General features: G+C 64.2%; 24 protein-coding genes. 6 read left to right on the top strand and 18 right to left on the bottom strand.

Translation table 11 applies throughout. The features are described from left to right. Positions 1-26: 26 nt before the first annotated feature. The 4 genes from cobS (at position 27) to ACGYK9_RS13745 (ending at position 5,204) form a co-directional block, all read left to right on the top strand. The gene (gene cobS, locus ACGYK9_RS13760; RefSeq protein WP_067263280.1) at positions 27-1,013 is read left to right on the top strand and encodes a cobaltochelatase subunit CobS; all 987 of its coding nucleotides are present in this window, start codon (positions 27-29) and stop codon (positions 1,011-1,013) included. A 105-nt stretch (positions 1,014-1,118) separates the two neighbouring features. Next, a complete protein-coding gene (gene cobT, locus ACGYK9_RS13755; RefSeq protein ID WP_394412129.1) occupies positions 1,119-2,996 on the top strand; it encodes a cobaltochelatase subunit CobT in 1,878 nt (625 codons plus the stop codon). A 42-nt stretch (positions 2,997-3,038) separates the two neighbouring features. Continuing rightward, complete coding sequence (locus ACGYK9_RS13750) at positions 3,039-4,829, top strand: aminopeptidase P family protein (protein ID WP_394412126.1); 1,791 nt, start codon at positions 3,039-3,041, stop codon at positions 4,827-4,829. 30 nt (positions 4,830-4,859) lie between these two features. Next, positions 4,860-5,204, top strand: coding sequence for a DUF427 domain-containing protein (locus ACGYK9_RS13745; protein ID WP_394412123.1), 345 nt, complete (start codon positions 4,860-4,862; stop codon positions 5,202-5,204). 7 nt (positions 5,205-5,211) lie between these two features. Here the strand turns inward: ACGYK9_RS13745 and ACGYK9_RS13740 are convergent, their stop codons facing one another. The 16 genes from ACGYK9_RS13740 to ACGYK9_RS13665 all read right to left on the bottom strand — a co-directional run bounded on the left by ACGYK9_RS13740 (position 5,212) and on the right by ACGYK9_RS13665 (position 22,128). Then, the gene (locus ACGYK9_RS13740) at positions 5,212-6,897 is read right to left on the bottom strand and encodes a chloride channel protein (RefSeq protein ID WP_394412120.1); all 1,686 of its coding nucleotides are present in this window, start codon (positions 6,895-6,897) and stop codon (positions 5,212-5,214) included. 62 nt (positions 6,898-6,959) lie between these two features. Continuing rightward, positions 6,960-8,630 (bottom strand): DNA repair protein RecN, encoded by a 1,671-nt coding sequence (gene recN, locus ACGYK9_RS13735; protein ID WP_394412117.1) that lies wholly within the window; start codon positions 8,628-8,630, stop codon positions 6,960-6,962. Positions 8,631-8,662: 32 nt separating this feature from the next. Beyond that, positions 8,663-9,529 carry an outer membrane protein assembly factor BamD gene (locus ACGYK9_RS13730; protein ID WP_067263264.1) on the bottom strand — a complete coding sequence of 289 codons (867 nt, stop codon included), beginning with the start codon at positions 9,527-9,529 and terminating at the stop codon, positions 8,663-8,665. Between the two features lie 241 nt (positions 9,530-9,770). Beyond that, positions 9,771-10,694, bottom strand: a complete 924-nt coding sequence (gene lpxC, locus ACGYK9_RS13725; protein WP_394412114.1) for a UDP-3-O-acyl-N-acetylglucosamine deacetylase — start codon at positions 10,692-10,694, stop codon at positions 9,771-9,773. Positions 10,695-10,901: 207 nt separating this feature from the next. Beyond that, entirely contained in the window at positions 10,902-12,512 is a 1,611-nt protein-coding gene (gene ftsZ / locus ACGYK9_RS13720) for a cell division protein FtsZ (protein WP_067263259.1), read from the bottom strand. Positions 12,513-12,685: 173 nt separating this feature from the next. Next, a complete protein-coding gene (gene ftsA / locus ACGYK9_RS13715; protein ID WP_394412111.1) occupies positions 12,686-14,020 on the bottom strand; it encodes a cell division protein FtsA in 1,335 nt (444 codons plus the stop codon). A 30-nt stretch (positions 14,021-14,050) separates the two neighbouring features. Continuing rightward, positions 14,051-14,932, bottom strand: a complete 882-nt coding sequence (locus ACGYK9_RS13710; protein WP_394412108.1) for a cell division protein FtsQ/DivIB — start codon at positions 14,930-14,932, stop codon at positions 14,051-14,053. Then, positions 14,920-15,843 carry a D-alanine--D-alanine ligase gene (locus tag ACGYK9_RS13705; RefSeq protein WP_394412105.1) on the bottom strand — a complete coding sequence of 308 codons (924 nt, stop codon included), beginning with the start codon at positions 15,841-15,843 and terminating at the stop codon, positions 14,920-14,922. The genes ACGYK9_RS13710 and ACGYK9_RS13705 overlap by 13 nt, the downstream gene beginning before the upstream one ends. A gap of 85 nt (positions 15,844-15,928) precedes the next feature. Further along, positions 15,929-16,876, bottom strand: a complete 948-nt coding sequence (gene murB / locus ACGYK9_RS13700; protein WP_394412102.1) for a UDP-N-acetylmuramate dehydrogenase — start codon at positions 16,874-16,876, stop codon at positions 15,929-15,931. Positions 16,877-16,915: 39 nt separating this feature from the next. Continuing rightward, positions 16,916-17,215 (bottom strand): hypothetical protein, encoded by a 300-nt coding sequence (locus ACGYK9_RS13695; RefSeq protein WP_394412099.1) that lies wholly within the window; start codon positions 17,213-17,215, stop codon positions 16,916-16,918. After that, positions 17,212-17,478, bottom strand: coding sequence for a DUF2484 family protein (locus ACGYK9_RS13690; protein WP_322327988.1), 267 nt, complete (start codon positions 17,476-17,478; stop codon positions 17,212-17,214). Before ACGYK9_RS13690 ends, ACGYK9_RS13695 begins: the two co-directional genes overlap by 4 nt. Beyond that, entirely contained in the window at positions 17,475-17,726 is a 252-nt protein-coding gene (locus tag ACGYK9_RS13685; protein WP_067263245.1) for a DUF2484 family protein, read from the bottom strand. Before ACGYK9_RS13685 ends, ACGYK9_RS13690 begins: the two co-directional genes overlap by 4 nt. Further along, a complete protein-coding gene (gene murC, locus ACGYK9_RS13680) occupies positions 17,723-19,141 on the bottom strand; it encodes a UDP-N-acetylmuramate--L-alanine ligase (protein WP_276154299.1) in 1,419 nt (472 codons plus the stop codon). Before murC ends, ACGYK9_RS13685 begins: the two co-directional genes overlap by 4 nt. Beyond that, the gene (locus ACGYK9_RS13675; RefSeq protein ID WP_394412095.1) at positions 19,138-20,262 is read right to left on the bottom strand and encodes a UDP-N-acetylglucosamine--N-acetylmuramyl-(pentapeptide) pyrophosphoryl-undecaprenol N-acetylglucosamine transferase; all 1,125 of its coding nucleotides are present in this window, start codon (positions 20,260-20,262) and stop codon (positions 19,138-19,140) included. Before ACGYK9_RS13675 ends, murC begins: the two co-directional genes overlap by 4 nt. Then, positions 20,262-21,428 (bottom strand): putative lipid II flippase FtsW, encoded by a 1,167-nt coding sequence (gene ftsW, locus ACGYK9_RS13670; RefSeq protein ID WP_067261784.1) that lies wholly within the window; start codon positions 21,426-21,428, stop codon positions 20,262-20,264. Before ftsW ends, ACGYK9_RS13675 begins: the two co-directional genes overlap by 1 nt. A 172-nt stretch (positions 21,429-21,600) precedes the next feature. After that, the gene (locus tag ACGYK9_RS13665) at positions 21,601-22,128 is read right to left on the bottom strand and encodes a peroxiredoxin-like family protein (protein ID WP_394412092.1); all 528 of its coding nucleotides are present in this window, start codon (positions 22,126-22,128) and stop codon (positions 21,601-21,603) included. Between the two features lie 111 nt (positions 22,129-22,239). On the opposite strand from ACGYK9_RS13665, the gene ACGYK9_RS13660 reads away from it, so the two are divergent. Then, the gene (locus ACGYK9_RS13660; RefSeq protein WP_394412089.1) at positions 22,240-23,415 is read left to right on the top strand and encodes an NAD(P)/FAD-dependent oxidoreductase; all 1,176 of its coding nucleotides are present in this window, start codon (positions 22,240-22,242) and stop codon (positions 23,413-23,415) included. 8 nt (positions 23,416-23,423) lie between these two features. Here ACGYK9_RS13660 and murD read toward each other — a convergent pair whose 3' ends face one another. Further along, the gene (gene murD, locus ACGYK9_RS13655; protein WP_394412086.1) at positions 23,424-24,824 is read right to left on the bottom strand and encodes a UDP-N-acetylmuramoyl-L-alanine--D-glutamate ligase; all 1,401 of its coding nucleotides are present in this window, start codon (positions 24,822-24,824) and stop codon (positions 23,424-23,426) included. Between the two features lie 74 nt (positions 24,825-24,898). On the opposite strand from murD, the gene ACGYK9_RS13650 reads away from it, so the two are divergent. Continuing rightward, positions 24,899-25,825, top strand: coding sequence for a glutaminase (locus ACGYK9_RS13650; protein WP_394412083.1), 927 nt, complete (start codon positions 24,899-24,901; stop codon positions 25,823-25,825). A 4-nt stretch (positions 25,826-25,829) separates the two neighbouring features. Here the strand turns inward: ACGYK9_RS13650 and mraY are convergent, their stop codons facing one another. Continuing rightward, positions 25,830-26,912: a phospho-N-acetylmuramoyl-pentapeptide-transferase gene (gene mraY, locus ACGYK9_RS13645; protein ID WP_168611989.1), complete on the bottom strand. Its 1,083-nt coding sequence runs from the start codon at positions 26,910-26,912 to the stop codon at positions 25,830-25,832. Positions 26,913-26,920 lie beyond the last annotated feature (8 nt).

The following is a 26,920-nucleotide window of genomic DNA, read 5'->3' as shown; positions in this document are numbered from 1 at the left end:
GCGCCTAAGGAAAAGGATGACGAGCGATGGCCGACGGTGCACTGGAACATGACATGAAACCCACCGAAGAGGTCTCGGTGCGCGATGTCTTTGGCATCGACACCGATATGGTCGTCAAGGGCTTCCCGCAGCGCACCAGCCGCGTGCCGGACATCGACAGCACCTATAAGTTCGACCCTGACACCACGCTGGCGATCCTCGCAGGCTTTAGCCACAACCGCCGCGTCATGATCCAAGGCTACCACGGCACGGGCAAATCGACCCATATCGAACAGGTCGCCGCCCTGCTGAACTGGCCCACCGTGCGCGTCAACCTCGACAGCCACATCAGCCGGATCGACCTGATCGGCAAAGACGCCATCAAACTGCGCGATGGCAAACAGGTCACTGAATTCCACGAAGGCATCCTGCCTTGGGCGCTGCGCAACCCGACCGCGATTGTCTTTGACGAATACGACGCGGGCCGCGCCGATGTGATGTTCGTGATCCAGCGCGTGCTGGAGCATGACGGCAAGCTCACGCTGATGGATCAGAACGAGATCATCACCCCGCACCCCTATTTCCGCCTCTTCGCCACCGCGAACACCGTGGGCTTGGGCGACACCACCGGCCTTTACCACGGCACCCAGCAGATCAACCAAGCGCAGATGGACCGTTGGAGCCTTGTCGCCACGCTGAATTACCTCAGCATCGACGCCGAGACCGCGATCGTGCTGGCCAAGAACCCGCATTACAACACCGAAAAGGGCCGCAAGACCCTCAAGCAGATGGTCACCGTGGCAGACCTCACGCGGACCGCCTTCATGAACGGCGAGCTCTCGACCGTGATGAGCCCGCGCACCGTGATCGCATGGGCGCAGAACGCCGAGATCTTCCGCAATGTGGGCTATGCCTTCCGGCTGTCCTTCCTCAACAAGTGCGACGAGCTTGAGCGCCAGACCGTGGCCGAATTCTATCAGCGTTTGTTCGATGAGGAACTGCCCGAAAGCGCGGCCAGCCTGAGTTTGGGCTAAGCCGCCCCGGCGGGTTCGCCCGCCGCCCTGCAGGACGCGTTTCGGCACGCAAAGGCGCCCTGCCCTTCCCAGACGCGCGCCTGCCTGACAGACAAGGGGACCGGCATGAGTAAACAAAGCGATAACCCCGCTGACGCGTTCAAAAAGGCGCTGGCCGAGGCGACCAAGGTCATGGCCGATGACGCCGAGCTGACGGTCAGCTACTCGGTCGACCCCTCGGGGCTTTCGGGCGACGCGATGCGCCTGCCGCAAGTGAGCCGCCGGATGACCCGCGAAGAGGTGCTGCTGGCGCGCGGCACAGCCGATGCGCTGGCGCTGAACCGCCGCTACCACGATGCCGCGACCCACGCCCGTTATGCGCCCCAAGGCGACATGGCGCGCGAGCTTTACGAGGCGATGGAGACCGCACGCTGCGAGGCCATGGGCGCGCGCGACATGCCCGGCACCGCCGGCAACATCGACGTCAAGATCAAGCATGAAGCCCTGCGCCGCGGCTACGATCAGGCCAAACAGGCCAGCGACGTGCCGCTCTCGGTCGCGGCGGGCTATATGGTGCGGCATCTGGCCACCGGGCGGGATCTGCCCGCAGGGGCCGAGAACGCCATGGAACTCTGGCGCGGCTTTATCGAAGATCAGGCGGGCGGCACGCTCGAAGGGATCGACGGCAGCCTTGCCGATCAGGCGGATTTCGCGCGGCTGGCCCGCAAGATGATCTCGGACCTCGGCTATGGCGATCAGTTGGGCGACGATCCCGACAGCCAAGACGAGGATCAAGAGGATCAGGCCGAAGAGGGCACCGAAGAGGAGCAGGATCCCGACAGCACCGGCCAAGACGATCAGGACGAGGAAGAGGCCGAAGGCACCCCCGAAAACAGCCAAGAGCAACAGCAGGACGAAAGTCAGGCGCAGGTCTCGATGGATGACGAGGCCGATCAGGAGCTAGGCGACGAGGCGGAGATGCCCGAGGGCGACGCGCCGATGGACCCGCCGCCGCCGCCGCCCGTCTCGGACGCCGACCCGGAATACCGTGTCTATCAGGGCGAGCATGACGAGGTGATCGGGGCCGAGGAACTGGCCGAGCCGATCGAATTGGAACGCCTGCGCGCTTATTTGGATCAGCAGCTAGAGCCGCTGAAAGGCGCTGTGGGCCGTCTGGCGAATAAGTTGCAGCGCCGCTTGCAAGCGCAGCAAAACCGCTCGTGGGAATTCGACCTCGAAGAGGGCACGTTGGACGCGGGCCGTCTGGCGCGGGTGGTGGCCAACCCAACCACGCCGCTCAGCTTCAAGATCGAAAAGGACACCGAGTTCCGCGACACCGTGGTGACGCTGCTCTTGGACAACTCCGGCTCCATGCGGGGCCGCCCGATCTCCATCGCCGCGATCTGCGCCGACGTGCTCGCCCGCACGCTGGAGCGCTGCAACGTCAAGGTCGAGATCCTCGGCTTTACCACCCGCGCCTGGAAGGGCGGACAGGCCCGCGAGGCGTGGCTTAACGATGGCCGCCCCGCGCAGCCCGGTCGGCTGAACGATCTGCGCCACATCATCTACAAAAGCGCCGCCGCCCCGTGGCGCCGGACGCGCGACCACTTGGGTCTGATGATGAAAGAGGGTCTGCTGAAAGAGAATATCGACGGTGAGGCGCTGGAATGGGCCCACCGGCGGATGCTGGCCCGGCATGAGGCGCGCAAGATCCTCATGGTAATTTCCGACGGCGCGCCGGTGGATGACAGCACCCTGTCGGTAAACCCGGCCAACTATCTGGAAAAACACCTGCGCGACGTGATCGCCATGGTCGAGAAACGCCGCGCGGTCGAGCTTTTGGCGATCGGGATTGGCCATGATGTCACGCGTTATTACGACCGCGCCGTCACGATCACAGATGTGGATCAGCTTGCCGGGGCGATGACGGAACAGCTTGCAGCGCTGTTTGACAGCGATCCGCGGAAACGGGCGCGTGTCATGGGCATGCGCCGCGTGGGCTGAACCGTCGGATCGGTATTTGAAAAAGGATGAAGGAGGGGCCGCGTGTTCCAGAGTTTCGAGGTCACCGCGCGTCCGGAACAGGGTCCCCCGCGTTTGGCGGCGCTGCGGGCGGAGTTGCAGGCGGCGGGCTTGGACGGGTTTCTCGTGCCGCGCGCCGATGCGCATCAGGGTGAGTATGTTGCCCCGCGGGATGATCGGCTGGCTTGGCTGACGGGGTTCACCGGCTCTGCCGGGTTCTGTGCGGCGCTGCGCGATGTGGCGGGGGTTTTCATCGACGGGCGCTATCGGACGCAGGTCAAAGCGCAGGTTGCGGATGTCTTTACCCCGGTGCCTTGGCCCGAGGTGTCTTTGGCCGATTGGCTGAAGGATCAATTGCCCGAGGGCGGTGTGGTTGGTTTCGATCCGATGTTGCATACGCCCGCGCAGATGGATCTTTTGTTCGAGGCCTTGGCAGGGTCCGGCATCGAGATGCGGCGCGTCTCGAATATGGTCGACCGTATTTGGGAAGACCAGCCCGATGCCCCGATAGGCAAGGTGGCGGCGCATCCTGAGCGTTTTGCAGGGGAAAGCCATGAGGCCAAGCGCCGGCGTTTGGCCGCGGATTTGCGCGCGGCGGGGCAGAAGGCGGCATTGATAACCCTGCCCGACAGCCACAATTGGTTGCTGAACATTCGCGGGCAGGACATTCCGCGCAACCCGGTGGCCCATGGTTTTGCCGTATTGCATGACGATGCGCGGGTCGATCTGTTCATGGCGGCTGAGAAGCTTGTGAATGTGGAGGACCATCTGGGGCCAGAGGTGGTACAGCGGGATCCTGAGGGGTTGCCCGATTACCTGCGCGCGCTGGAAGGGCCGGTGCGGCTTGATCGGCAGTCGGCACCGTTGTTGTTCGCGGATTTGCTGGGGGATCGGGCGCAGGCTGGTGAAGACCCCTGCGCCTTGCCCAAAGCCTGCAAGAATGACGCCGAGATTGCAGGGGCGGCTGAGGCGCATTTGCGCGATGGTGCCGCGATGGTCGAACTGCTCACCTGGCTGGATGCGCAGGCGCCCGGCACGGTCACCGAGACGCAGGTGGTGCAGCAGTTGGAAGCTCTGCGCCGCCGCGACCCTGCGCTGCGCGACATCAGTTTCGAGACGATCTCGGGCACCGGGCCGAATGGGGCGATCATCCATTACCGGGTGAATGAAGAGACCGATACTGTTTTGCAGGAGGGGCATCTTTTGGTGCTCGACAGCGGCGGTCAGTATCTGGACGGCACCACCGATATCACCCGCACCATCGCCATCGGCGGCCCCGATCCGGAGGCGCGCGCGGCCTTCACGCGGGTGCTTTCGGGGATGATCGCCATGAGCCGTTTGCGCTGGCCGCGCGGGCTCGCGGGGCGGGATATCGAGATGCTGGGCCGTTTGCCGCTTTGGATGGCGGGGCAGGATTTCGATCACGGTTTGGGCCATGGGGTGGGCGCCTATCTGTCGGTCCATGAGGGGCCGCAGCGGCTGAGCCGGATGAGCCATGTGCCGTTGCAACCGGGTATGATCCTTAGCAATGAGCCGGGCTATTACCGCGAGGGGGCCTTTGGCATTCGGATCGAGAACCTGTTGGTGGTGCAAGAGGCCCCCGCCCTGCCCGGCGGTGATGCGCATCGCAAGATGCTTGATTGGCGCACGCTGACGCTGGTGCCGATTGATCGGCGTTTGATTGATGTGGCGGCGCTCAGCCCCGAGGCGCGGGACTGGCTGAACGCCTATCACCGCGACGTGGCGGAAAAGATCGGGCCGCGGGTATCACCTGTTACAAAACTGTGGTTGGATGCGGCAACGGCGCCCCTGTGAGCGTCCGATTTAAGTAAAGGGGGGTACGGCATGGCCGACCATATCAAGATTACTCCGGCTGAGGGCACATGGGTTGTTCGCGCTGGCGGAGCCGTATTGGGCGAGTCCACGGGCGCGCTGGAACTGCGCGAGGGGGACTATCCGCCGGTGATCTATTTCCCGCGTGGCGACATCGCCATGGCTTTCCTTGATGGCACCGATAAGACCAGCCATTGCCCGCATAAGGGCGATGCGACCTATTTCTCGGTGGTGACCAAGAGCCGGACCTTGCAAGACGCCGTCTGGTCTTATGAAAATCCGAAAGCCGATGTGTCCGAGATTAAGGGCTATTTGGCTTTCAACCCGATGGAAGAGATCGCCATCGAACGGATCTGAGCGCGGCTCAGGAATGCTCCTCTGCCGCCGTGGCGGCGAGGGCGCGGTTATAGGCTTTCAGCGCATCGACATGGAACAGCGCGCCCAGCAGTTCGGGCGGCGCATCCGCGCTGAGGGTGACCACCGGTATGAAATTGGAATGGGTCTGGTCGAACAGCGGCAAAGCGGCCTCTAGCGTGGCGCTGCCGTCGATATAGGTGCCCTTGTCGATCAAATCCCAACAGGCGTCTTCCGCCGCCGCGTCTTCATCATCCGGGCGGCGCATGATACGGCCCACCATGAACATCGAGAGCAGATAGGCCTGCGGACCTGCGGCCAGATGGATGCCGCGCCGCTCCATCTGGGTGAGGAAGAAGGACCGGTCGACCAGCCGGGAGGCCAGCGCGGTCGACATGCTAACGGCGACCATCACCGCGAGACCGGTCTGCCAATCGCCGGTCATCTCGAAAACGATGAGCGTGGTCGAGATCGGCGCGCCCAGCACGGCGGCGGCCACCGCGCCCATCCCCGCCAGCGCATAGAGCGAGGAGGAGCCGGAGATCTCAGGGAAGACACCGGTGGCGATGATCCCAAAGCCAAGCCCGGTCAAGGCGCCGAGCATCAGCGAGGGCGAGAACACCCCGCCGCCCATGCGCCCGCCTAGCGTGATCGCCACGGCGGCGACCTTGAGCACGGCAAAGATGATCGCCTCATGCAGCACCAGCTCGCCCACCAGCGCGCGAGAGGTCGTCTCATAGCCCACGCCGATGATATGCGGGAACCAGAGCGCGATGACGCCAAGGATCGCCCCCGCCACCGCCGGGCGCAACCAACGGGCAAGACCGGTGCGCGCTTGCAGGTAGTTGCCGAAATCCTCGGCCCAGAAGATCGCGCGCATCAGCACGACCGACACCAGACCGCAGGTCAGCCCCAAAAGCAGGAAGGCGGGCAGTTCGACGTAGAATTGCACGTCGCCAAGGCCCGGTAGGACGAACTCTGTCAGCCCACCGAACTCCAGCCGGTTGATCACCGTGCCTGCTGCGGAGGCGATGACGATGGGGGCGAAGGCGTGGACTGCAAAGTGGCGCAGCACCACTTCGAGGGCGAAAAGCGCGCCAGCGATGGGGGCGTTGAAGCTGGCCGAGACCGCCGCCGCCACGGCGCAGCCCAACAGATCCCGCCCGGTGATCCCATCGGCCTTGATAAAGCGGCTGACCTTGGTCGAGATCACGGCGGCGAGATGCACCACCGGCCCTTCGCGGCCCGAGGAGCCGCCTGTCGACAGGGTGATGAGCGAAGCCATCGCCGAGGCCACCCCGGCGCGCGTCTCGACCCGTCCGTCGTGCATGGCGGCGCCGAGGATCACATCGCCCACGCTGCGCGCGCGCCCGTCGCGAGTGAAACGGTGCAGGATCAACCCCACAAGCAACCCGCCCAAGGTCGGAATCAGCACCACCCAATACCACGGCAGCCCGGCAAGGAAGCTGTGCAGGAATTGCACATCGTCCGTACCGTAAAGCGTGGCCTGCAACCAGTTGATCCCCTTGCGAAAGAACAGGGCGGCAAAGCCCGCGGCGATGCCCACCAGCAGCGCGATAAACCAGAATGTCACCTTCCCCGGTCCGCGGGTGCGCAGCACCGTCCAGCCCTGTTTGCAGCCGCCAAGCGCCTGCTGAAGTTGTTGGGAAAAGAAAGCGTTATCTTGCGAAGGCATGGGACTAAGACCAGTTGAACCCTTTCTGTCTAGGGCAAGCTGACCTTGGGTAAAACCGCCATTTAAGAAGTCGTCGCGCCCTGTTGCCCGTTGAGCAATGCCTCCGCCGCCGCACGGGCCGCATCTGTAATCGTATCGCCCGCGAGCATTCGGGCGACTTCATCAACGCGCTCTTCGGCGGCAAGGGGGGTGACGGTGGAGGTGGTCATGCCCTTGGTCACCGATTTCGCCACGCGCCAGTGATGCGCGCCAAGGGCTGCGACCTGCGGCGAATGGGTGACGACCAAGACCTGACCCTCGGCGGCCAGCGCCTTCAGGCGGCGGCCCACGGCATCGGCGGTGGCGCCCCCTACCCCACGGTCGATCTCGTCAAAGATCAGGGTGAGGCCGGATTGGGTCTGGGTAAGGCAAACCTTCAGCGCCAAGAGGAACCGGCTGAGTTCCCCGCCCGAGGCGATCTTGCCCAAGGGACCGGCAGGTGCGCCCGGGTTCGTGGCGACGGTAAAGGAGACCGCATCGCGCCCCTCGGGGCCTGCGGGTTCCTCGGTCAATTGCGTCTGGAACACTGCGCGTTCCATCTTGAGCGGGGCAAGCTCTGCCGCCACGGATTTGTCGAGCTTGGCGGCGGCCTTGCGGCGCTTCTCGGTCAGCGCGGTGGCCCTTTCGTCGTAAAGCGCCTGCGCATCGCAGACGGCTTTCTCCAGCCCCTCCTGCGCCGCTTCGCCCGCATCGAGCGCATCGAGTTTGGCGCGCAGCGTGTCGGCGAAACCGGCCAGCTCATCGGGCTGCACGTCATGTTTGCGTGCAAGGCCGCGGATCGCAAAGAGCCGCTCTTCGCAGGCTTCCAACTCATAGGGGTCGAACGACATGCCGTCGATCGCATCGGCCACGCCGGACATGGCCTCGTCCAGTTCCACCATGGCGCGGTTTAGCGCGGCGAGCGGGCCCTCCAGCGCGCCTTCGGCCTTGTCGGCCACCCCGTCGAGCCAGCGCAGCGCGTCGCCCATGGCGGTCTCTGCCCCGCCTTGGCCCAACAACTCATAAGCGTTGACCACATCGCGGCGAATTTTCTCGGCCCCCTGCATCTGGCGACGGCGGATGTCGAGGGTGGCCTCCTCCCCCGCTTCAGGGTCGAGCTTGTCCAACTCAGCCACGGCGTGACGCAGGAACTCTTCCTCGGCGGCAATGGCCTCGCGTTCGGCGGCAGCGGCGGCGGCGGCTTTGCGCGCGGCCCCGAGGGCATTCCACGCCTCGCGCACCTTGGCAATCGCCCGGGCATTCCCGGCGTAATCGTCCAAAATGGCACGATGGCCGCGCGGGTTGAGCAGGCCGCGGTCATCATGCTGGCCGTGCAGTTCCACCAATGTCTCCGACAGGCGCCGCAGCACCTCGCCCGAGCAGCGGCGGTCGTTGACCCAAGCGGTCTTGCGCCCATCGGAAGTGTTGATGCGCCGCAGGATCAACTCATCCCAGGCGGGCAATCCCGCCTCTTCCAGCACCGCATGGGCCGGATGGCCGGGCGGCAGATCGAACCAAGCGGTCACCTCACCCTGTTCGGCCCCTTGGCGCACCAGATCGGCACGACCGCGCCAGCCCAGAACAAAGCCGAGCGAATCCAAAAGGATGGACTTGCCCGCGCCGGTCTCGCCGGTCAGCACGTTCAGCCCCGGCTGGAAGCCAAGCTCCAGCCGGTCGATGATCAGCATGTCCGAAATATCAAGTCCGCGCAGCATCTAGAACCGTTGGATGGGCGACCCCACCCCCCTTATAGCCACTCGCCCTTGATGGTCTGGCGATAGGCTGCACCCAGCCAATTGTCTTTGTAGAAGGCGGGCTCAAGGCCGCGCCCGGTCAGCAGTTTGTAGCTGTCCTCATACCACTCGGAGCCCCGGTAGTTGTGGCCAAGGATGGCCCCCGCCGTCTGCGCCTCATGGTTCAGGCCGAGCGACAGATAGGCTTCGACCAGACGGTGCAGCGCTTCGGCGGTGTGGGTGGTGGTCTGGAAATCCTCGACCACGACGCGGAAGCGATTGATCGCGGCGGTATAGTGATCGCGGCGCAGGTAGTAGCGGCCGATCTCCATCTCCTTGCCCGCCAGATGGTCGAAGGCGAGGTCGAATTTCAGAATCGCGGAGCGGGCATATTCGCTGTCCGGGTAGCCTTCGATCACGGCGCGCAGGGATTGCAACGCTTGGAAGGTCAGCCCTTGGTCGCGGCCCACTTCGTCGATCTGATCGTAATAGCTCAGCGCCAAGAGGTACTGCGCATAGGCGGCATCGTCATCGGCGGGGTAGAAATCAATGAAGCGCTGCGCGGCAGAGCGGCTGTTGGGATAGTCCTGATCCTTGTGATAGGCGAAAGCCTGCATGATCAGGGCGCGTTTGGCCCATTCGGAATAGGGATAGAGACGCTCGATCTCGGCGAAATAAAATGCCGCTTCGCCGGGGTTGTTGTTGGTCAGCTCATATTCGCCACGCTCGAAAATCTGCTCGGCCGAATAGGTTTCAAGCGGGATTTCCTGCGGGTTGAAAAAGTTCCCGTCAGAGCGTCCGTCACCACCGCCGCAGGCTGCCAATGTCGCGACCAGAAGCACCGCACTGATCGTCCGCTTGCGCGATCCCGCTACCGTCATGCCCGCACCTCTTGCATCGTCCAACCCATGGTCTTTGACCCTCTTGCGCATGTGACTAGCACAATAAACTGCGTTGCAAAACGCCCATTCCGCCCCCGTCCGCAGGCGGCTGCGCGGCGGCGCATCGCTGGGTCAGGCTTGTCACTTCGGCTTAGTGAATACAAGGCATTGGCAGGGCGTTCAATGGCACTTCGCCGCCTAAGCGCCCTGCGCTTCCCGGTGCTGTTCCCCTGTCCCGTGATCAGGCAACCTGCGGGATTTCGTCCCAGATCAGGCCGGAGCCGGGCAGCCGCGCCGTTTGCGCCGCATCGCAGGCCACCAGACGCACGGCGTCCGGCGTGGCAAAGAGCGCGCGCAGCAGCGTGTTGGTCAGCGAATGGCCCGCGCGTTTGCCTTCGTAATGGCCCAAAAGCGGTGCCCCGGCCAACGCCAGATCGCCGAGCGCGTCGAGCATCTTGTGGCGCACAGGTTCATCCGCGTGGCGCAGGCCACCGGGGCTGACGACGGCATCGCCGTCGAAAACCACCGCGTTCTCACCCGCTTCGCCACCAAGCGCCAGACCATTGGCCTGCATCGCCTCGACATCCGCCTGACGGCAGAAGGTGCGGCTGTCGCAGAGTTCACGCGCGAAGGAGCCGTTGTTCATCACCAGCGACTTGCGCTGCTGGCCGATGGCGGCATCGGCAAAGTCGATCTCAAAGTCGATGCGCAGCGTATCCGCGGGAGAAATGGTCGCGACCGCGTCGCCATCCTGCACGGTGATGGTTTTCAGCACTTCGAAGGCCATCACGGGGGCTGCAAGCTGGCGCAGACCGCGCTGAATGATGCCGCGCACGAAAGGCACGGAGGAACCATCGAGGATCGGCACTTCGGGGCCGTCGATCTCAATCAAAAGGTTGTGGATGCCACAGCCCGCCACGGCGGCCATCAGATGCTCGACGGTCGAGATCGACAGGCCGGTGGGGTTTTCCAGCTTGGTGCAGAGCGGCGAGCGGTTCACCGCGTCCCAGCGGGCAGGGATCAGACGGTCACCGACCGCCACATCGCTGCGCGAGAACCAGATGCCGTGATGGGCCGACGCCGGGCGCAGTGTCACCGTCGCAGGCAGACCGGAGTGCAGGCCTGTGCCAGTAAAACTTACCGCTGATTTGATCGTTGTCTGCACCGGGTCATCCTCAAGCTTCGAACATCTTCTTGTGTGTTGAACTCTGGATTAAGGGGCGGGTTCGTTTTGCTCAACTCAATCTTTGCAACGGTCTGAAACATCACTGCAACATTTGAGCACGGCTGCGCTTACCCGGAGGCAAGGCATTGTTATTACACGAAAAAGGGCCACCCTAAGGCAGCCCTTTCGTCATTCATCGTGATCGGTTCAGTTGGCCTGACGGCGCAGGAACGCGGGGATTTCGATGCGTTCTTGATCGGGATCGTTGTTTTCCTGCGGCTGCGGCGCGGCGGCAGAGGCGCGGGTTTGCACCGGCGGCTGCTGACGCGCGGGGCGGGCTTGCGCCTCGCCTTCGGCGTGGCCGGTCATCCGGTTGATCAGGGAGTTGATGCCGAAACGGCCCTTGTCGCCCTGCTCACCCTGCTGCTGCTGAGCCTGACGGTGCTGCTCGGGCGCTGCTTTTTGGGCAGCGGCGCGCAGGCGGGCCAGCGCTTCGGGGGACGGTGTGCCGGGTGTCGGCGCGCGCGGTGCGACGAAGGCTTCGGGTTCGGCTTCGATGTTCTCTTCCTGACGCGGCTCGAATGCGGCCACTTCGGGCTGGTAGGCCGGTGCGGGCAGACCGTCGTCATCTTCGACAACGTTCTCGTCCTCATACTGGTCCTGCTCACGCTGTGTCGGCTGGAGGTCTTGGAACAGGGCGGCCTGTTCGACTTCCTGCGGCGCTTCGGCGGCCACGGAGGCAGCAACCGGTGCCTGCGCGGCGGAAACCTGTGCCACATCGTCAACCGATACGTTCTGACGCAAAGGCTGGCTCATGGAGCGGCGCGGGACCGGGATTTCGGTGTTCACATCGGTGGCGTCGATGCCGGTGGCGACAACGCTGACGCGCATCAGGCCACCAAGGCTTTCGTCCAGCGTGGAGCCGACGATGATGTTCGCCTCGGGGTCCACTTCCTCGCGAATACGGTTGGCCGCTTCGTCGAGTTCGAACAGGGTAAGGTCCTGACCGCCGGTGATGTTGATGAGCACGCCCTTGGCACCGCGCAGGCTGATTTCGTCCAGCAGCGGGTTGGCGATGGCTTTCTCGGCAGCTTGGATGGCGCGATCTTCGCCCTCGGCCTCGCCCGTTCCCATCATCGCCTTGCCCATCTCGTCCATCACGGCGCGGACATCGGCGAAGTCGAGGTTGATGAGACCCGGACGGACCATCAGGTCGGTCACGCCCTTCACACCTTGGTACAGCACGTCATCGGCAAGCGAGAAGGCTTCGGTGAAGGTGGTCTTTTCGTTCGCCAGACGGAAGAGGTTCTGGTTCGGAATGATGATCAGCGTGTCGACGACCTTTTGCAGCGTCTCAACACCGTCTTCGGCCTGACGCATGCGCTTGGCGCCTTCGAATTGGAAGGGCTTGGTCACGACGCCGACGGTCAGCACGCCCAGTTCACGCGCGGCCTGCGCGATGATCGGGGCCGCACCGGTGCCGGTGCCGCCGCCCATGCCGGCGGTGATGAAGCACATATGCGCGCCGGCAAGGTGGTCGACGATCTGCTCAATGCTCTCTTCGGCAGCGGCAGCGCCGACAGAGGCACGCGCGCCCGCACCCAGACCTTCGGTCACTTTGATGCCCAGTTGCACGCGGTTCTCGGCCTGCGCCTGTTGCAGCGCCTGTGCGTCAGTGTTGGCCACGACGAAATCAACACCGTCAAGTTGCTTTTCGATCATGTTATTGACCGCGTTGCCGCCTGCCCCGCCAACACCGAAGACGGTGATACGGGGTTTCAGATCATCATGTCCTGGCATTGAAAGGTTGAGTGTCATGTGCTGTCCGCCTGTCCAGTTATCCGCGTTCTGCGGGAGTTTTTCGACCAAATTTACCCGACCCTACCGGGCTAGGGCCGCATCGTCACCTAAAAAACATCGTTTTGACGCTAAATATGGGCAGAAACTTGCCAGTTTCCGCCTCATCTCGGGCTTCTCACCCGATATTGGGGTCACCAGTTGTCTCTAAACCATTTCACCGCGCGTTTGAGCGAGCGGGAGGGGTAGCGATCAGCGGGAATGTCGAAATCCCACCATTCGTCCTGTGGATGCGCCGCGAACAGCGCAAGCCCCACGGCAGAGGCGAAGCCCGGCCCGGTCGCGGCCTGCGGCAGCCCATGCACGCGCAGCGGACGCCCCAGACGGACCTGTTGGCCAAGGATCTTGCTGGCCAACCCGTCAAGGCCCGGTATCTGACTGCCCGCCCCGGTAAGCACAATCTGTTGGCTTGGCAAGTGGTCGAAACCGGCGGCATCCAGCCGAACGCGGACCTCTTCGAGGATCTCTTCGACACGGGGGCGCATGATGCCGATCAACTCCGCCCGGCTGGCGGTGCGACGGTCGTGTTCGTAATCACCGGTCTCGCCGCCGATCTCGATCATGTCGCGGTCGTCCATGCCGGTGGCATGCACCCCGCCGTAGAAGGTCTTGATCCGCTCGGCATTGGCCATCGGCACTTGCAGACCCATCGAGATGTCGGAGGTGACGTGATCCCCGCCCATCTGCACCGTATCGGCATAGATCATATGTTTTTTGATAAAGATCGACAGGCCGGTGGTGCCACCGCCAAAGTCGATACAGGCGGCACCGAGCTCCTGCTCATCCTCGACCAGCGCCGAGATGCCCGAGGCATAGGAAGATGAGGCGATCCCGGCCAGTTCCAGATCACAGCGTTTGATGCAATGGGCCAGATGCTGCACCGTATCGGCGTCGACGGTCAGCATATGCATGTCCACGGACAGGCTGTTGCCCAACTGGCCGCGCGGGTCGGCCAGACCGCTGCGGTGATCCAGCGCGAAGTTCACCGGCTGGGCGTGCAGCACCTCGCGGCCCTCGCCATATTCCGGCACGTCGCAGCCCGCCAGCACCCGCGCCACGTCTTGCTCCGAGACCGATTGCCCCTCCAACTCGACCGAGGCGTCGAGCCCATAGCTGCGCGGCTCCCCGCCCGAGAAACAGGCGATGACGTGATCGACGCGGATGCCGGCCATTTTCTGCGCGGCCTGAAGCGCGGTGCGGATCGCGCGCTCAGTCTCGCCCATGGCGCAAATCTCACCAAAGCGGACCCCGCGTGAGCGGGTGGTCGCCGCCCCGATAACCCGGAACCCCGACTGCCCGGCCAAGGACCCGATGTCGCCGCTGTCGCTATCAAGCCCCGCACCGTCAAAGCGCAGCACCAGACAGGCGATCTTGGAGCTGCCCACATCCAAAATGGCGACCACCCCGCGTTGGATCGCCAATTTGCGCATGTGCCGCATCGAACGCTGACTGTCGTATAGGTCCATCATTTCGTTACTGTCCCGATTCCAATGGCCATCTTACTGGCCGGAAAGCTGCCTGATGTGCCACCATTCGCGGGTGGCATCTTCGTTCATTCTAAGGGTTGGTCTTGCCGCCAATCGCATGTCCACACGCGCCACGTCCCGCGTGAGAACCTCTTGCGCGCCTTCCAGCGCGATCACCCGTTCCAGCGCTTGCAGCGCGTTTTCTTCGGGCAACATGATCGTTTGATCGCGGTCCAGTACCACGTCCCAGCGGCGCTGGCCGACGCGGACCAAACCGCGCAGCCGGTCGCCCAGTACGTTCGCCGCTGCGATTAGCTTGAGCGCCTCCGGCACCGCTTTGTCGGCCCCTGCCCCGGCGATCAGCGGCAGGTCGGCATGATCGCGACGCGCCTCGATCCGTGCCACATGGGCACCGGTATTGTCCACCAGCGCCAGCCCCGTTTCACTGCGCCAGACGGCCACAGGCACGCGCGGCGTCACGTCGATTTGCAGCACGCCGCCGGGGCGGATGCGCACATTGGCCTGTTTTACCCCGTCGATGTCGGTGATCTTCTCGCGGATCTGCGGCAGGTCGAGATCGAAGGAGGACAGCGGAAATTCCAGCGGCAGCGCGGTGCGGATTTCGGTCGAGAGCATGTCGCTCGCCCCGTCGATGGCCATGAGTTTGACCATGAACTCGGGCCGCTCTTCGATGCTGGCGCGGACATCGGCGATGGTCTGCACCACGATGCCGCGCCGCTCTTCCTCCGCCATATAGATCGTGCCGGCCAGCAGGCTCAGCGTGAAGGGCAGCCCCACGCGCAGGGCAAAGCGGAAACCCGGCGTCAGCATCAACCGCTGCATGCGCCATGACCACCGCGATGGGGCGGGATCGGCCTTGACCGTTTCCGGGCGGCGGCGGATCAGCGATCGCATGTAGCGTCCTCCACCATCCAAGCGCAAAGCTCAGGGAATGAAATGCCGCAGGCGGCGGCCTGCTCGGGCGAGAGCGAAGTGGCAGTCATGCCGGGCTGGGTGTTGGTCTCCAACAGGATCAGCCCCTCTGGGCCGCGCGCCTCGTCCCAGCGAAAATCGGTGCGGCTGATGCCCTTGCAGCCAAGCGCCGCATGGGCGCGGCGGGCATAGTCGAAACACAGATCGGTGATCTCTTGCGGCAGATCGGCGGGCACCACATGGCGCGAGCCGCCGGGCTTGTATTTCGCGTCATAGTCATACCAGCCGGTGGTGATGATATCCGTCACCGCCAACGCCCGGTCGCCCATCACGGTGGTGGTCAGCTCACGCCCCGGCGCGAAAGTCTCGACCATCACCTCGGCGGGCATATCTTCGGACAGTTGCGGCGGGCCGTTGTTTTCCTCGGCCACGAGGTACACCCCAACCGAAGAGCCTTCGTTATTGGGCTTCACCACATAGGGCGGTGCCATGACATGGGCGGCCATCACATCGGCCTTGGGCGCGATGACGCTTTCCAGCACGGGCAGCCCCGCGTGGCGGAACACATCCTTCGAGCGCTGTTTGTCCATCGCAAGCGCCGAGGCCAGCACGCCGGAATGGGTGTAGGGCAGTTTGAGCCATTCCAGCAGCCCCTGCACACAGCCATCTTCGCCCCAACGGCCATGCAGGCAATTCAGAACGGCATAGGGGTTGAGATCGGCCAGAACGGCTGGAAGATCGCGGTCGGCTTCGACCTCGATCACGTTATATCCACCATGTTCCCGCAAGGCAGCGGCGCATGCACGCCCACTGGACAGGGACACCTCACGCTCGGCCGAGGGGCCACCCATCAATACCGCCACTGTCGGGGTCTGTCCGCTCGACTTACCCACCAAAGTGCCTCTTCGCCTCGGACCGTTTGCGGCCCCTATCGTTGTTTTCTTTGCTTCTGCCGTGGTTTAGCTGCTGCGCCGCGGCTTAGCTTTGCGGCGCCGGATCGCCCAATTTCTCACCGACGCGCTTAATTTCCCATTCTAGCCTTATACCGCTTGAAGCGTAAACCTTTTTTCGCACCTCTTCGCCCAATGTCTCAAGATCATGGGCCGTGGCGCCGCCGGTATTGATCAGGAAGTTTGAGTGTTTCGGGCTCATCTGCGCGCCGCCTACGGTGGCCCCGCGCATCCCGGCGTCGTCGATCACTTTCCACGCCTTCAGATCATGCACATCATCCGCCTTCCCGGTCGAAGAGAAACCCGCCGGATTACGGAAGGTGGACCCGGCACTGCGGTCTTTCGTGGGCTGGCTCTCATCCCGTTTGGCAAGCTGCTGCTCCATCCGGGCGTGCAGCTCCTCCGGCTCGCCTTTGGGCGGTGCAAATGTCGCCCCGATCAGCACCGCGCCGGGGGACAGATCGCTCTGCCGGTAGCGGAAGTTGAGGTCATCTGCCGTCAGGGTCACCACCTCGCCCGCGCGGGTCACGGCCCGGGCCGAGACGAAATGATCCGCCGTGTAGCTGCCATAACAGCCCGCATTCATGCGCAACGCGCCGCCGATGCTGCCGGGAATGGTGCGCAGAAAGGTCAGGTCCAGCCCCGCATCCGCCGCTTTGCGCGCCACATGGGCGTCGAGCGCTGCGGCCCCCGCCGTCATCTGATCGCCGTCGACCTCGATCCCGTTGAAACCGCGGCCCAGCCGGATCACCACCGCCCGCAGCCCGCCGTCACGTACGATGAGGTTGCTGCCCACGCCCATGGGGAAAACCGTCACCCCTTGCGGCAATCGCCGCATGAAAAGGCACAGGTCCTCCACATCGGCGGGTTGGAACAGGTAATCCGCAGGGCCGCCGACGCGGAGCCATGTCAGGTCGCTCAGGGCGCGATTTGGGGTCAGCCTGCCGCGCAGGTCGGGGATGTTCAGCTTAATCATGGCGCCGGACTTAGCGCATTTATAAGGCAGGGCAAACCATCAAGAAGACGGCGGATCGACACGGCTCTCGCGCCAGCGTTTCGCCACCCGCCCCGCAAGCCAGCCCAGCCCGAAACCGCCCACCGCATAGAACAGGACGGAAAGCTGCGCCAAAAGCGCATGCGGCTCGAACACCCGTGCGTTCAGCCCGAAGACCATCCATGTGGCATTGAGCGCAAAGCCTGTCGCCAGCACAAGAAAGAACCACAGCACGCGGGCGCGAAAACCGGTCCAGATACAGGCGATCATCCAGACCGCAAAGACCGACAGCAGCGCCACGAGGGTCGGCGTCAGGGTCATTCCGCCGGGCCTTTGACCCGGCCTGCCCCGCGGCGCAGCCAGCGCACGAAATAGACCACGGGCCAGCGCAGCACCGAACAGCCCCCCGCCAGCACCAATAGGCCCAGCCACGGGCCGTGCTGCGCGGTGACGAAACCAACGATCGGTATGCCCACGGCGATCAGCAGATAGGCGCTGCGCCAATGGGAATCCTTGCTGGGCGTCATGGCAAGGATGTTCGCGATCACGAACCAGAAACAGGCAAGGACGAGAGACAGGCTCATTTCGGCAGCTCCGGCTTTTGGCCCCGCAGCCGCGCCCAGAGATAGCGCAGCGGGTTGCGGAACATCGACAGGAACGCCAGCAGCGCCAAAAGCGCATAGGCCCAAGACTGGGTCACACCGATGGCGATGATCAGCAAGGGCGCGGCAATCAGCAGAACCACCCCCGGCAGGTATTGAGAGCGCAGCGGCAGCATGGCCACGGTCACGGCGGCGAAGACCCAGAGGATCGACAGCCAGACGAGGGTCACGCAGCCGCCCCCTTGGCCGCGCGCAGCGCCTCGGGCAGGTCATTCGCCCAGCCACTGATCGTGCCCGCCCCGAGACAGACCACCATATCGCCCGGGCGCGCCTCGCGCAGGACCAGCTGCGTCAGCGCCTCGGCATCCTCGACCGCATAGGCATGGCGATGGCCGTGCTGGATTAGCCCCGCGACCAGCCCGTCCCGGTCGGCACCGGGAATGGGTTCTTCGCCCGCGGCATAGACATCGGCAATGCCCACCACATCGGCATCGTTAAAACAGGCGCAGAACTCGTCAAAGTGATGCGACAGGCGGGAGTAACGGTGCGGCTGGTGCACGGCGATCACGCGGCCCGCGCTGGCCTGCCGCGCAGCTTTCAGCACGGCGGCGATCTCGACCGGGTGGTGGCCGTAGTCGTCGATGATGGTCACGCCGTCCACCTCGCCCACGCGGGTAAAGCGGCGGTTCACCCCGCCAAAGCTGCCCAAAGCGTCGCGGATTTGCTCAAGCTTCATCCCAAGATGCCGCGCCACGGTCACCGCCGCCAGCGCGTTCGATACGTTGTGATCGCCGGGCATCGGCAGGGCGCAGTTTTCGATCACCTTGTCTTCGGACTGAAGATGCACGTCGAAATGCGCCACCCCGTCTTTGTAATGCAGCCCCACGGCGCGCACATCGGCCTGCGCGTTGAACCCATAGGTCATCACGCGGCGGTCGGTGAGCTTGCCCACAAGCGACTGCACTTCCGGGTGATCGGTGCAACAGACCGCCAGCCCGTAGAAGGGGATGTTCGAGACGAAGTTCAAAAACCCCTGCCGCAGCGTGTCGAAGTCGCCCCAATGCTCCATATGCTCAGGATCGATATTGGTGACGATGGCGATGGTGGCGGGCAAGCGGTTGAAACTGCCGTCGCTCTCATCCGCCTCGACCACCATCCAGTCGCCCTGCCCCATCCGCGCGTTGGAGCCATAGGCATGGATGATGCCGCCGTTGACGACGGTGGGGTCAATGCCGCCCGCGACCAGCAGTTCTGCGACCAGCGTGGTGGTCGTCGTCTTCCCATGAGTCCCCGCCACGGCGATGTTGGACTTGAGCCGCATCAGCTCGGCCAGCATCTCGGCCCGGCGGACGACCGGCAGGCCACGGCGGCGCGCCTCGTCCAACTCGGCATTGCCCGGCTTGATCGCCGAAGAGATCACGACCACCGCCGCGCCTTCGATATTCTCAGCCGCCTGCCCCTCGAAGATGCGCCCGCCCAATTCGGCCAGCCGCACGGTGATCTTGGTGGTTTTGAGGTCCGACCCCTGCACCTTGTAGCCGTGGTTCAAAAGCACTTCGGCGATGCCGGACATGCCGATGCCGCCGATGCCGACGAAATGGATCGGGCCGACATCGGTCGGCAGTTTGGTGGCGGCGGCGTTCATTGCGGGTGTTCCTCTGCTGCGGGGGTGAGCGTGCCTTGGGCGGCAAGCTGCTCAACCATATCGGCCAATGTCTCGGCCGCGTCGGGTTTGCCGACCGAAAGCGCGGCGCGCGCCATCTGCATTGCCCCTTCGGGCATCTCAAGCACAGCGAGGATCTGGTCGGTCATGATATCTGGATTGGCTTTGCGTTCGGGCACCATGATCGCGGCCCCGGCTTCGACCAAGCCGCGGGCATTGGCGCTTTGGTGATCCCCCGCCGCGGCGGCAAAGGGGATCAGGATCGACGGACGCCCGATCACCGACAGGTCGGCCACGCTGGAGGCCCCGGAGCGGCTGATCACCAGCTGCGCCTCGGACATGCGGCGGGGCACATCGTCAAAGAATGGGCGCACATCGGCGCTGATGCCGGATTCGGCGTAGTAGTCCGCCACCCGCTGGCCGTCTTCGTCGCGGGCCTGATGGCTGACACGGATATTGCGGATCATGTTCATCGGCAGGGCCGCAAGCGCCGGGGGCACCACGTCCGAGAGGATGCGCGCGCCCTGGCTGCCGCCCATGACCAAAACCTCCATCGGGTAGTCACCCGGCGGGATATAGGCGGCACCGGCGCGGTCCAGAACGGCGGCGCGGACGGGATTGCCCACATGCCAGCCCTGCACGCCCTCGGGCAGTTTTGTGGGCCAGATGCCACAGGCCACGGCGTGAACCCGTTTGGCGAAAATCTCGTTCACGCGGCCCAGAATGCCGTTTTGCTCATGGATCATCCGCGGCATGCGCAGCGCCCAAGCAGCACCAAGCGCCGGGATCGACGGATAGCCGCCAAAGCCTACCACGACCGATGGCCGGTCGCGCAGCATGTTGAGGCCTGAGCGGACCACACCGGCGGCAATGCGGAAGGGCACCAGCGCCTTGGCCACCACCCCGCCCCGGGCAAAGGTAGCGCTGCTGATCTGGGTGATCTCGACCGCTTCGGGAAAGCCGCCGGTATAGCGCGCGCCGCGCGCATCGGTGCTGAGCTTCACCCGCCAGCCGCGCTTCAACATCACCTCGGCCAAAGCCTGCGCGGGAAACATATGCCCACCGGTCCCCCCGGCGGCGATGATCAACAGTGGGGCGGCCATCAGCGGCGGCCCCGGCCCAGAATATCGCTGATCTCACCCTGCGGGCGGGTCCGGGTAAAGGCCAACAGCATGCCCACGGCGATGCCGCTGGCGATCACCGAAGAGCCGCCGTAGCTCACGAAAGGCAGGGTCATGCCCTTGGCGGGCAAAAGCCGCACTGCCACACCCATGTTGATCATTGCCTGTACTCCGAATGTGCAGGCCAGCCCGGTTCCGGCCAGCCGGATGAAGGGGTCACGCTCGCGCACCAGACGCAGCAGCGACCGGACGACCACGACAGTATATAGGGCGATAATGCAGACGACCATGATCAGGCCGTATTCCTCGGCGGCGACGGCGATGATGAAGTCGGTATGCGCGTCAGGCAGCGACCATTTTACCTCGCCCTCGCCCACGCCGACGCCGAAAAGCCCGCCCTCGCGGATGGCGTTGGTGGCATAGCCAAGCTGGGTGGTCGGATCGACATCGACGCTGAGAAAGCCGTCGATCCGCCGGGCAAAGTGCTCGGAATTGGAATAGGCGAATGTGCCCGCCAGAACGACGAGCCCCGCCATACCGACCAACAGCACCATCGGCGCGCCGGCGACGAAATACATCACGCCCCAGCCGAACAGGACGAGGCAGGCCTGCCCGAAGTCGGGCTGCATCGCCAGCATCAGCACGATAGAGATACAAAGCGCGAAGGACCACGATTTGCCCGGGGGCCCGTTGATCTCGGTCGCGGCGGCCATCATCCATGCGGCGGCGACCATGAAACCGGGTTTCAGGAATTCGGAAGGCTGGAACGAAGCAAAGCCCAGCGAATACCAGCGCGTCGCCCCCTTGCCGAAATCGGTGCCGAAGAAAGGCAGCAACGCCAGCGCCACGAAGGCGACCACAAAGCCCAGCACCGCCAGACGCCGCACCAGCACCGGGGACATCATCGAGGTCAGCAGCATCGCGATCAGCGCCAATCCGCCGAAGAACGCCTGTCGCTGCACATAGTGGAAAGCATCAAAGCCGTTTTTCGCGGCCAAGGGCGGGGATGCGGCCAGCCCCAAAAGCATGCCGACGGCAAAGAGGATCAACACGCAGGACAAAGCCCAACGGTCGACCGTGCGCCACCATTTTGGAAGGATCGGTTCACCATCCCGCACCGGGACCGCGCCATAGACCATCTCTGTCATGGGTATCTGCCTTAACTGCCTCAACGGCCCCTTTGCGGGGTCTCATCCGGGCAGAATAGCCCGAATTGTCATATGAAGCTAGTGCATTTCACCCCGCTAAGGCGGGCGGGGTCAGCGGGGCTTTGCCAAGCCCCGCCGCCGGGCGATCAGCTCGCCCCTTCAACGCGCGCGATCAGGCGGCCTTATGGGTGCCGCGCACCGGGTAGCCTTTGTCGCGGACGAACTTGAGGCCGTTTAGCAGACCTTCCAACTCGGGCCGCGCGAAGGGCGCGTTGGAAATGTCGATGATCTGCACCTTACCCTCATCGTTGATGACGAAGATCGCAGGTTCGGCGAAGGGCCGGTCGGTCTCCTGCGGGCTGCGCGGGTCAGAGATGTAGAGCCCCAGTTCCGCCATCTGGTCGAGGCTGAGGTCATAGCCGATGGGCAGGGTCAGGCTGTCTTCCTCGGCCATGGCCTTGGCCTTCTCTTCGGGGTCGCCAGAGACGGCGATCACGTCGACGCCGATCTCATGGAACTGGCTTTGCAGCTTTTCCAACTGCGCGAGGTATTTTTTGCAAATCGGGCAGTGCAGGCCGCGGTAGACCACCACCAACTGCCAATCGCGCCCCTCTTGCGGCTGGCCCAAGGTCAGCGTGCCGCCGCCGAGTTTGGCCACGTCCATCTTCGGAAAATTTTGTTCTGCGGTCAGTTTGGTCATTCTCTGCTCCTTTCGTCAGTTGCGTTGCACCCCAGCTATGGCGGCTTGGCAAAGCGGCAACCGGTCTCACGTCTTCTTGACCGGGGCGGCACATTGAGGCAGAGCGCGCCCATGCAAGTCGATACAGCCATTATCGGAGCCGGTGCCGCGGGCATGATGTGCGCGGCCCATGCGGGCGGGCGCGTGCTGGTGGTGGACCATGCCAAAGCGCCGGGCGAGAAGATCCGCATCTCGGGCGGCGGGCGCTGCAATTTCACCAATATGTATTGCGAACCGCAGGCCTTTCTCAGCCAGAACCCGCATTTCGCCAAATCCGCTTTGGCCCGCTACACACAGTGGGATTTCATCGAACTGGTCGACCGTCACGGCATCGCGTGGCATGAGAAAACCCTCGGCCAGCTTTTCTGCGACACCAGCGCGAAAGAGATCATCGCCATGCTGCGCGGGTTGATGCAGCAGGCCGGGGTCGATCTGCAGCTGAAGAGCAGTGCCAGCAATTTCGCGAAGGTCGATGGGCAGTTCAGCTTCGACCTGCAAACACCTGATAAGTTAGTGAAGGTCACCACCCGAAACCTCGTGATCGCCACCGGGGGCAAGTCGATCCCCAAGATGGGCGCGACCGGGGTCGCCTATGACATCGCGCGCCAGTTTGGGCTGAGCGTCACCGATACGCGGGCCGGGCTGGTGCCCTTTACCTTTGCCGAAGGCCGCTTCGCGCCGCTGGCCGGTGTGGCCACCCCGGCGCGTATCACCGCCGGAGAGGCCGCGTTTGACGAGGCACTGCTCTTCACCCATCGCGGTCTCTCTGGCCCTGCCGTCTTGCAGGCGTCCTCCTACTGGCGCGAGGGGGAGCCGATCACCGTGAACCTCGCCCCCGAAGGCACCCTACTGGACGCGCTGCGCGACCAGCGGCAACGCGCGGGGCGGCGGAACTTTACCACCGTTCTCGCGCAGCACCTGCCCGCGCGGCTGGTGGAACATCTGGGGCAAGATTTCGATGTTTCGGGCAATCTGGCGGATTGGTCGGATGCGCGGCTTTCCGCATTCATCACAGGCATCGAGAACTGGCAGCTTCACCCCGGCGGGACCGAAGGGTATCGCACAGCAGAGGTCACTCTGGGCGGGGTCGATACCGACGAGCTATCCTCCAAGACCATGGCGGCGAAAGGGGTGCCGGGGCTCTATTTCATCGGCGAGGCCGTGGATGTGACCGGTTGGCTCGGCGGCTATAACTTTCAGTGGGCGTGGTCTTCGGGCATGGCCGCCGCGCGGGCGATTGCGGGCTAGGCGCCGCCCTACTCCGCCAGCACCTTCTGCACCTGCGCCACGAAATCCTCACCGCGGCGCTCGAAACTGTCGTATTGATCGAAACTCGCCGCTGCCGGGGCCAGCAGGACGACATCGCCCTCCTCCGCCTCTACCGCCGCCCGCGCCACGGCCTGTTCCATCGTGCCGCAGACTTCGGTCTCTGCTGTGAGTTGCATGGCGAAATGCGCGGCTTCGCGCCCGATCACATAGGCTTTGCGGACCGATCCTTGCGCCTCTGCCAACCCTTTCAGACCGCCCTCTTTCTCAAGCCCGCCGCAGATCCAGCGGATGTTCTTGAACGCCGCCAGTGCCTTGGCCGCGCTGTCGACATTGGTGGCCTTGCTGTCATTGACGTAGCGCACGCCATGCGCCTCGGCCACGGTCTGGCTGCGGTGCGGCAGGCCACCGAAACTGTGAAACGCCGCCTCGATCACCCGCGGGGCAAGGCCGAGCGCCCGGCAGGCGGCATAGGCGGCGCAGGCGTTCTGGTGGTTATGCGCGCCCGGCAGCCCTTGGATGCCGCGCAGGTCGATCGCGCCGACCTGCTTGCCGCGCCGATATTCGCTCAAGAAACCCTTTCGGGCAAAGACATGCCAGCCGGGGCCCGCAAGCTTGGTCTCGGCGCTGATGCGGATCACACGGTCGTCGCTCGGCCCCTCACTGAGTTGCCCGGCAAGGAAGCGGCCCTCGGCCTCATCCACGCCGATCACCGCGCGGTCCGGGCCGCCTTCGGCAAAGAGGCGACGCTTCGCGGCATAGTAGCCCCCCATCCCCGCATGACGGTCCAGATGGTCGGGGCTGAGATTGGTGAAGACCGCCACATCGGGCGTCAGCGCGCGCGCCAGTTCGGTCTGGTAGCTGCTAAGCTCCAGCACCACGACCTCCCCATCCACGGCGGGGTCGAGGTCCAACACACCGCGTCCGATGTTGCCCGCCAATTGGCAAGGCCGCCCGACATGCTCAAGGATGTGGTGAATGAGCGCCGAAGTCGTCGATTTCCCATTCGACCCGGTCACCGCCACCACCCGCGGGGCCACGTCGTAGTGATCCCATGCCAGCGTGGCGAAGCTTTGGAAAAAGAGGCCGATGTCATTGTCCACCGGCACCCCTGCAGCAAGCGCCGATGCCACCACCGGGTTCGGCGCGGGGTAGAGATGCGGGATGCCGGGGCTGACGATCAGCCGGGCGATCTTGTCCAAGGCACCGGGGGCGTTGAGATCGACACAGGCGAAGCCTTCGCGCTCGGCCCGCGCCCGTGCGGCGGGGTTGTCGTCCCAGCAGCTGACCTTGGCCCCGCCCGCTTGCAACGCGCGCGCCGCACTCAGGCCCGACCGGCCCAATCCCAGCACCGCCACGCGTGCGCCTTCCAAGCCCTGTACTGGAATCATCTGCAATCCCCTGCTACCCGTTGACCCCAGAATGGGGGCATGATGCGCCCATCACAAGCCAGAGGCCGCCGAAGATGTCCAGCCCCGCCAAACCTGACCTTGACGATGTGTTGCCGCGCCTCAATGCCATGATGCGCGAGGATGACCACTGGGGTGACGTGGCGGCCTATATCCCGCAACTGGCCAAGGTGGACCCGGCACAGTTCGGCATCGCCGTGGTGACGGCGGATGGCAAATGTCATGTGGCGGGCGATACGCAGGTGCCCTTTTCGGTCCAGTCCATCACCAAGGTCTTCACGCTGGCCATCGCGCTTGGCCGGTCGGGCGACCAACTGTGGCACCGCGTGGGGCGGGAGCCTTCGGGCCGGGCCTTCAACTCCATCGTGCAGTTGGAGCAGGAACAGGGCCGCCCGCGCAATCCCTTCATCAACGCAGGTGCGATCGTCACCACGGATGAAGTCTTGGGCAACCGCGAGCCGCGCGAGGCGCTGGCCGAGATCCTACGGTTCGTGCGCGAAGCGGCGGGGACGGACGACATCCACATCAATGACACCGTCGCCGCGTCAGAGACCGATTTTGGCCACCGCAACTTTGCGCTGGCGCATTTTCTGGCGAGCTACGGGAACCTCATCAACGCGCCGGACCGGACGCTTGGCACCTATTTCCACCATTGCGCGATGGAGATGACGGTGGAACAGCTTGCCATGGCGGGCCGTTTCTTGATCGAAGCGCCGGACGTGCCGCGCTTGGTGGCCCCCAGCCGCATCCGACGGCTCAACGCGCTGATGCTGACCTGCGGGCATTACGACGGTTCGGGCGATTTCGCCTATCGCGTGGGCCTGCCGGGCAAGTCCGGTGTGGGCGGCGGCATCCTGGCCATCGTGCCAGGGCGGGCCAGCATCGCGGTCTGGTCGCCGGGGCTGAACCGCTATGGCAACAGCCAAAAGGGCACCGAAGCGCTGGCCCTTTTGGCGCGTCACATGGACTGGTCGATTTTCTAGGCGCTTAGCGCACCTTCAACGTCGCCAGACCCAGCAGGGCGAGGATCAGCGAGATGATCCAGAAGCGGATCACGATCTGCGGCTCGGCCCAGCCCTTTTTCTCATAATGGTGGTGAATCGGCGCCATCAGGAAGACCCGTTTGCCTGTGCGTTTGAAGTAGAGCACCTGCACGATGACCGACAGAGCCTCGACCACGAAAAGCCCGCCGACGACCGCCAGCACCAGCTCGTGTTTCGTGGCCACGGCAATCGCACCCAAAGCGCCGCCAAGCGCCAGCGAGCCGGTGTCGCCCATGAAGACGGCGGCAGGCGGCGCGTTGTACCACAGGAACCCGAGGCCGCCGCCGAAGAGACCCGCGGTGAAGATCAGGATTTCGCCTGTCCCCGGCACATAGTGCACGTCGAGATAGTCGGTGAAGTCGACCCGGCCCACGGCATAGGCGATGACGCCAAGCGCGCCTGCGGCGATCATCACCGGCATGATGGCCAGACCATCCAGTCCATCGGTCAGGTTCACCGCATTGGCCGAGCCGACGATCACGATGATGGCGAAAGGCACGAAGAGCACCCCGAGGTTGATCAGCGTGTCTTTGAACACCGGCAGCGCCAGCTGGTACTGCAACTCTGCCGGATGGTATTGCGCGGCCCAATAGCCCGCGATGCCCGCGATCAGAAAACCTAGCAAAAGCCGCAGCTTACCCGGCACGCCATCGGTGTTTTGCTTGCTGACCTTGGCGTGGTCGTCGGCATAGCCGATGGCGGCGAAACTCATGGTGACGAAAAGCACCAACCAGACGAAAGGATTGTCAAGCCGCGCCCAAAGCAGGGTCGATGTCAGCAAAGCCCCCACGATCAGCAGCCCGCCCATGGTGGGTGTGCCCGCCTTGGCGAAATGCCCCTCTGGGCCGTCATCGCGGATCGGCTGGCCCTTGCCCTGCCGCTTGCGCAGCACTTCAATCAGCGGTTTGCCAAAGATAAAGCCGAACACCAATGCCGTCAGAAACGCCCCGCCCGCGCGGAAGGTGATATAGCGAAACAGGTTAAAGAAATCGCCGCCATCCGACAGCAGCGTCAACCAATAGAGCATATATCGCG

This window comes from Sulfitobacter sp. 1A15258 (assembly GCF_043557045.1).
Classification (GTDB): Bacteria; Pseudomonadota; Alphaproteobacteria; order Rhodobacterales; family Rhodobacteraceae; genus Sulfitobacter; species Sulfitobacter faviae.
The sequence above is the reverse complement of the archived record's forward strand: the minus strand, read 5'-3'. Positions and strand labels throughout refer to the sequence as shown.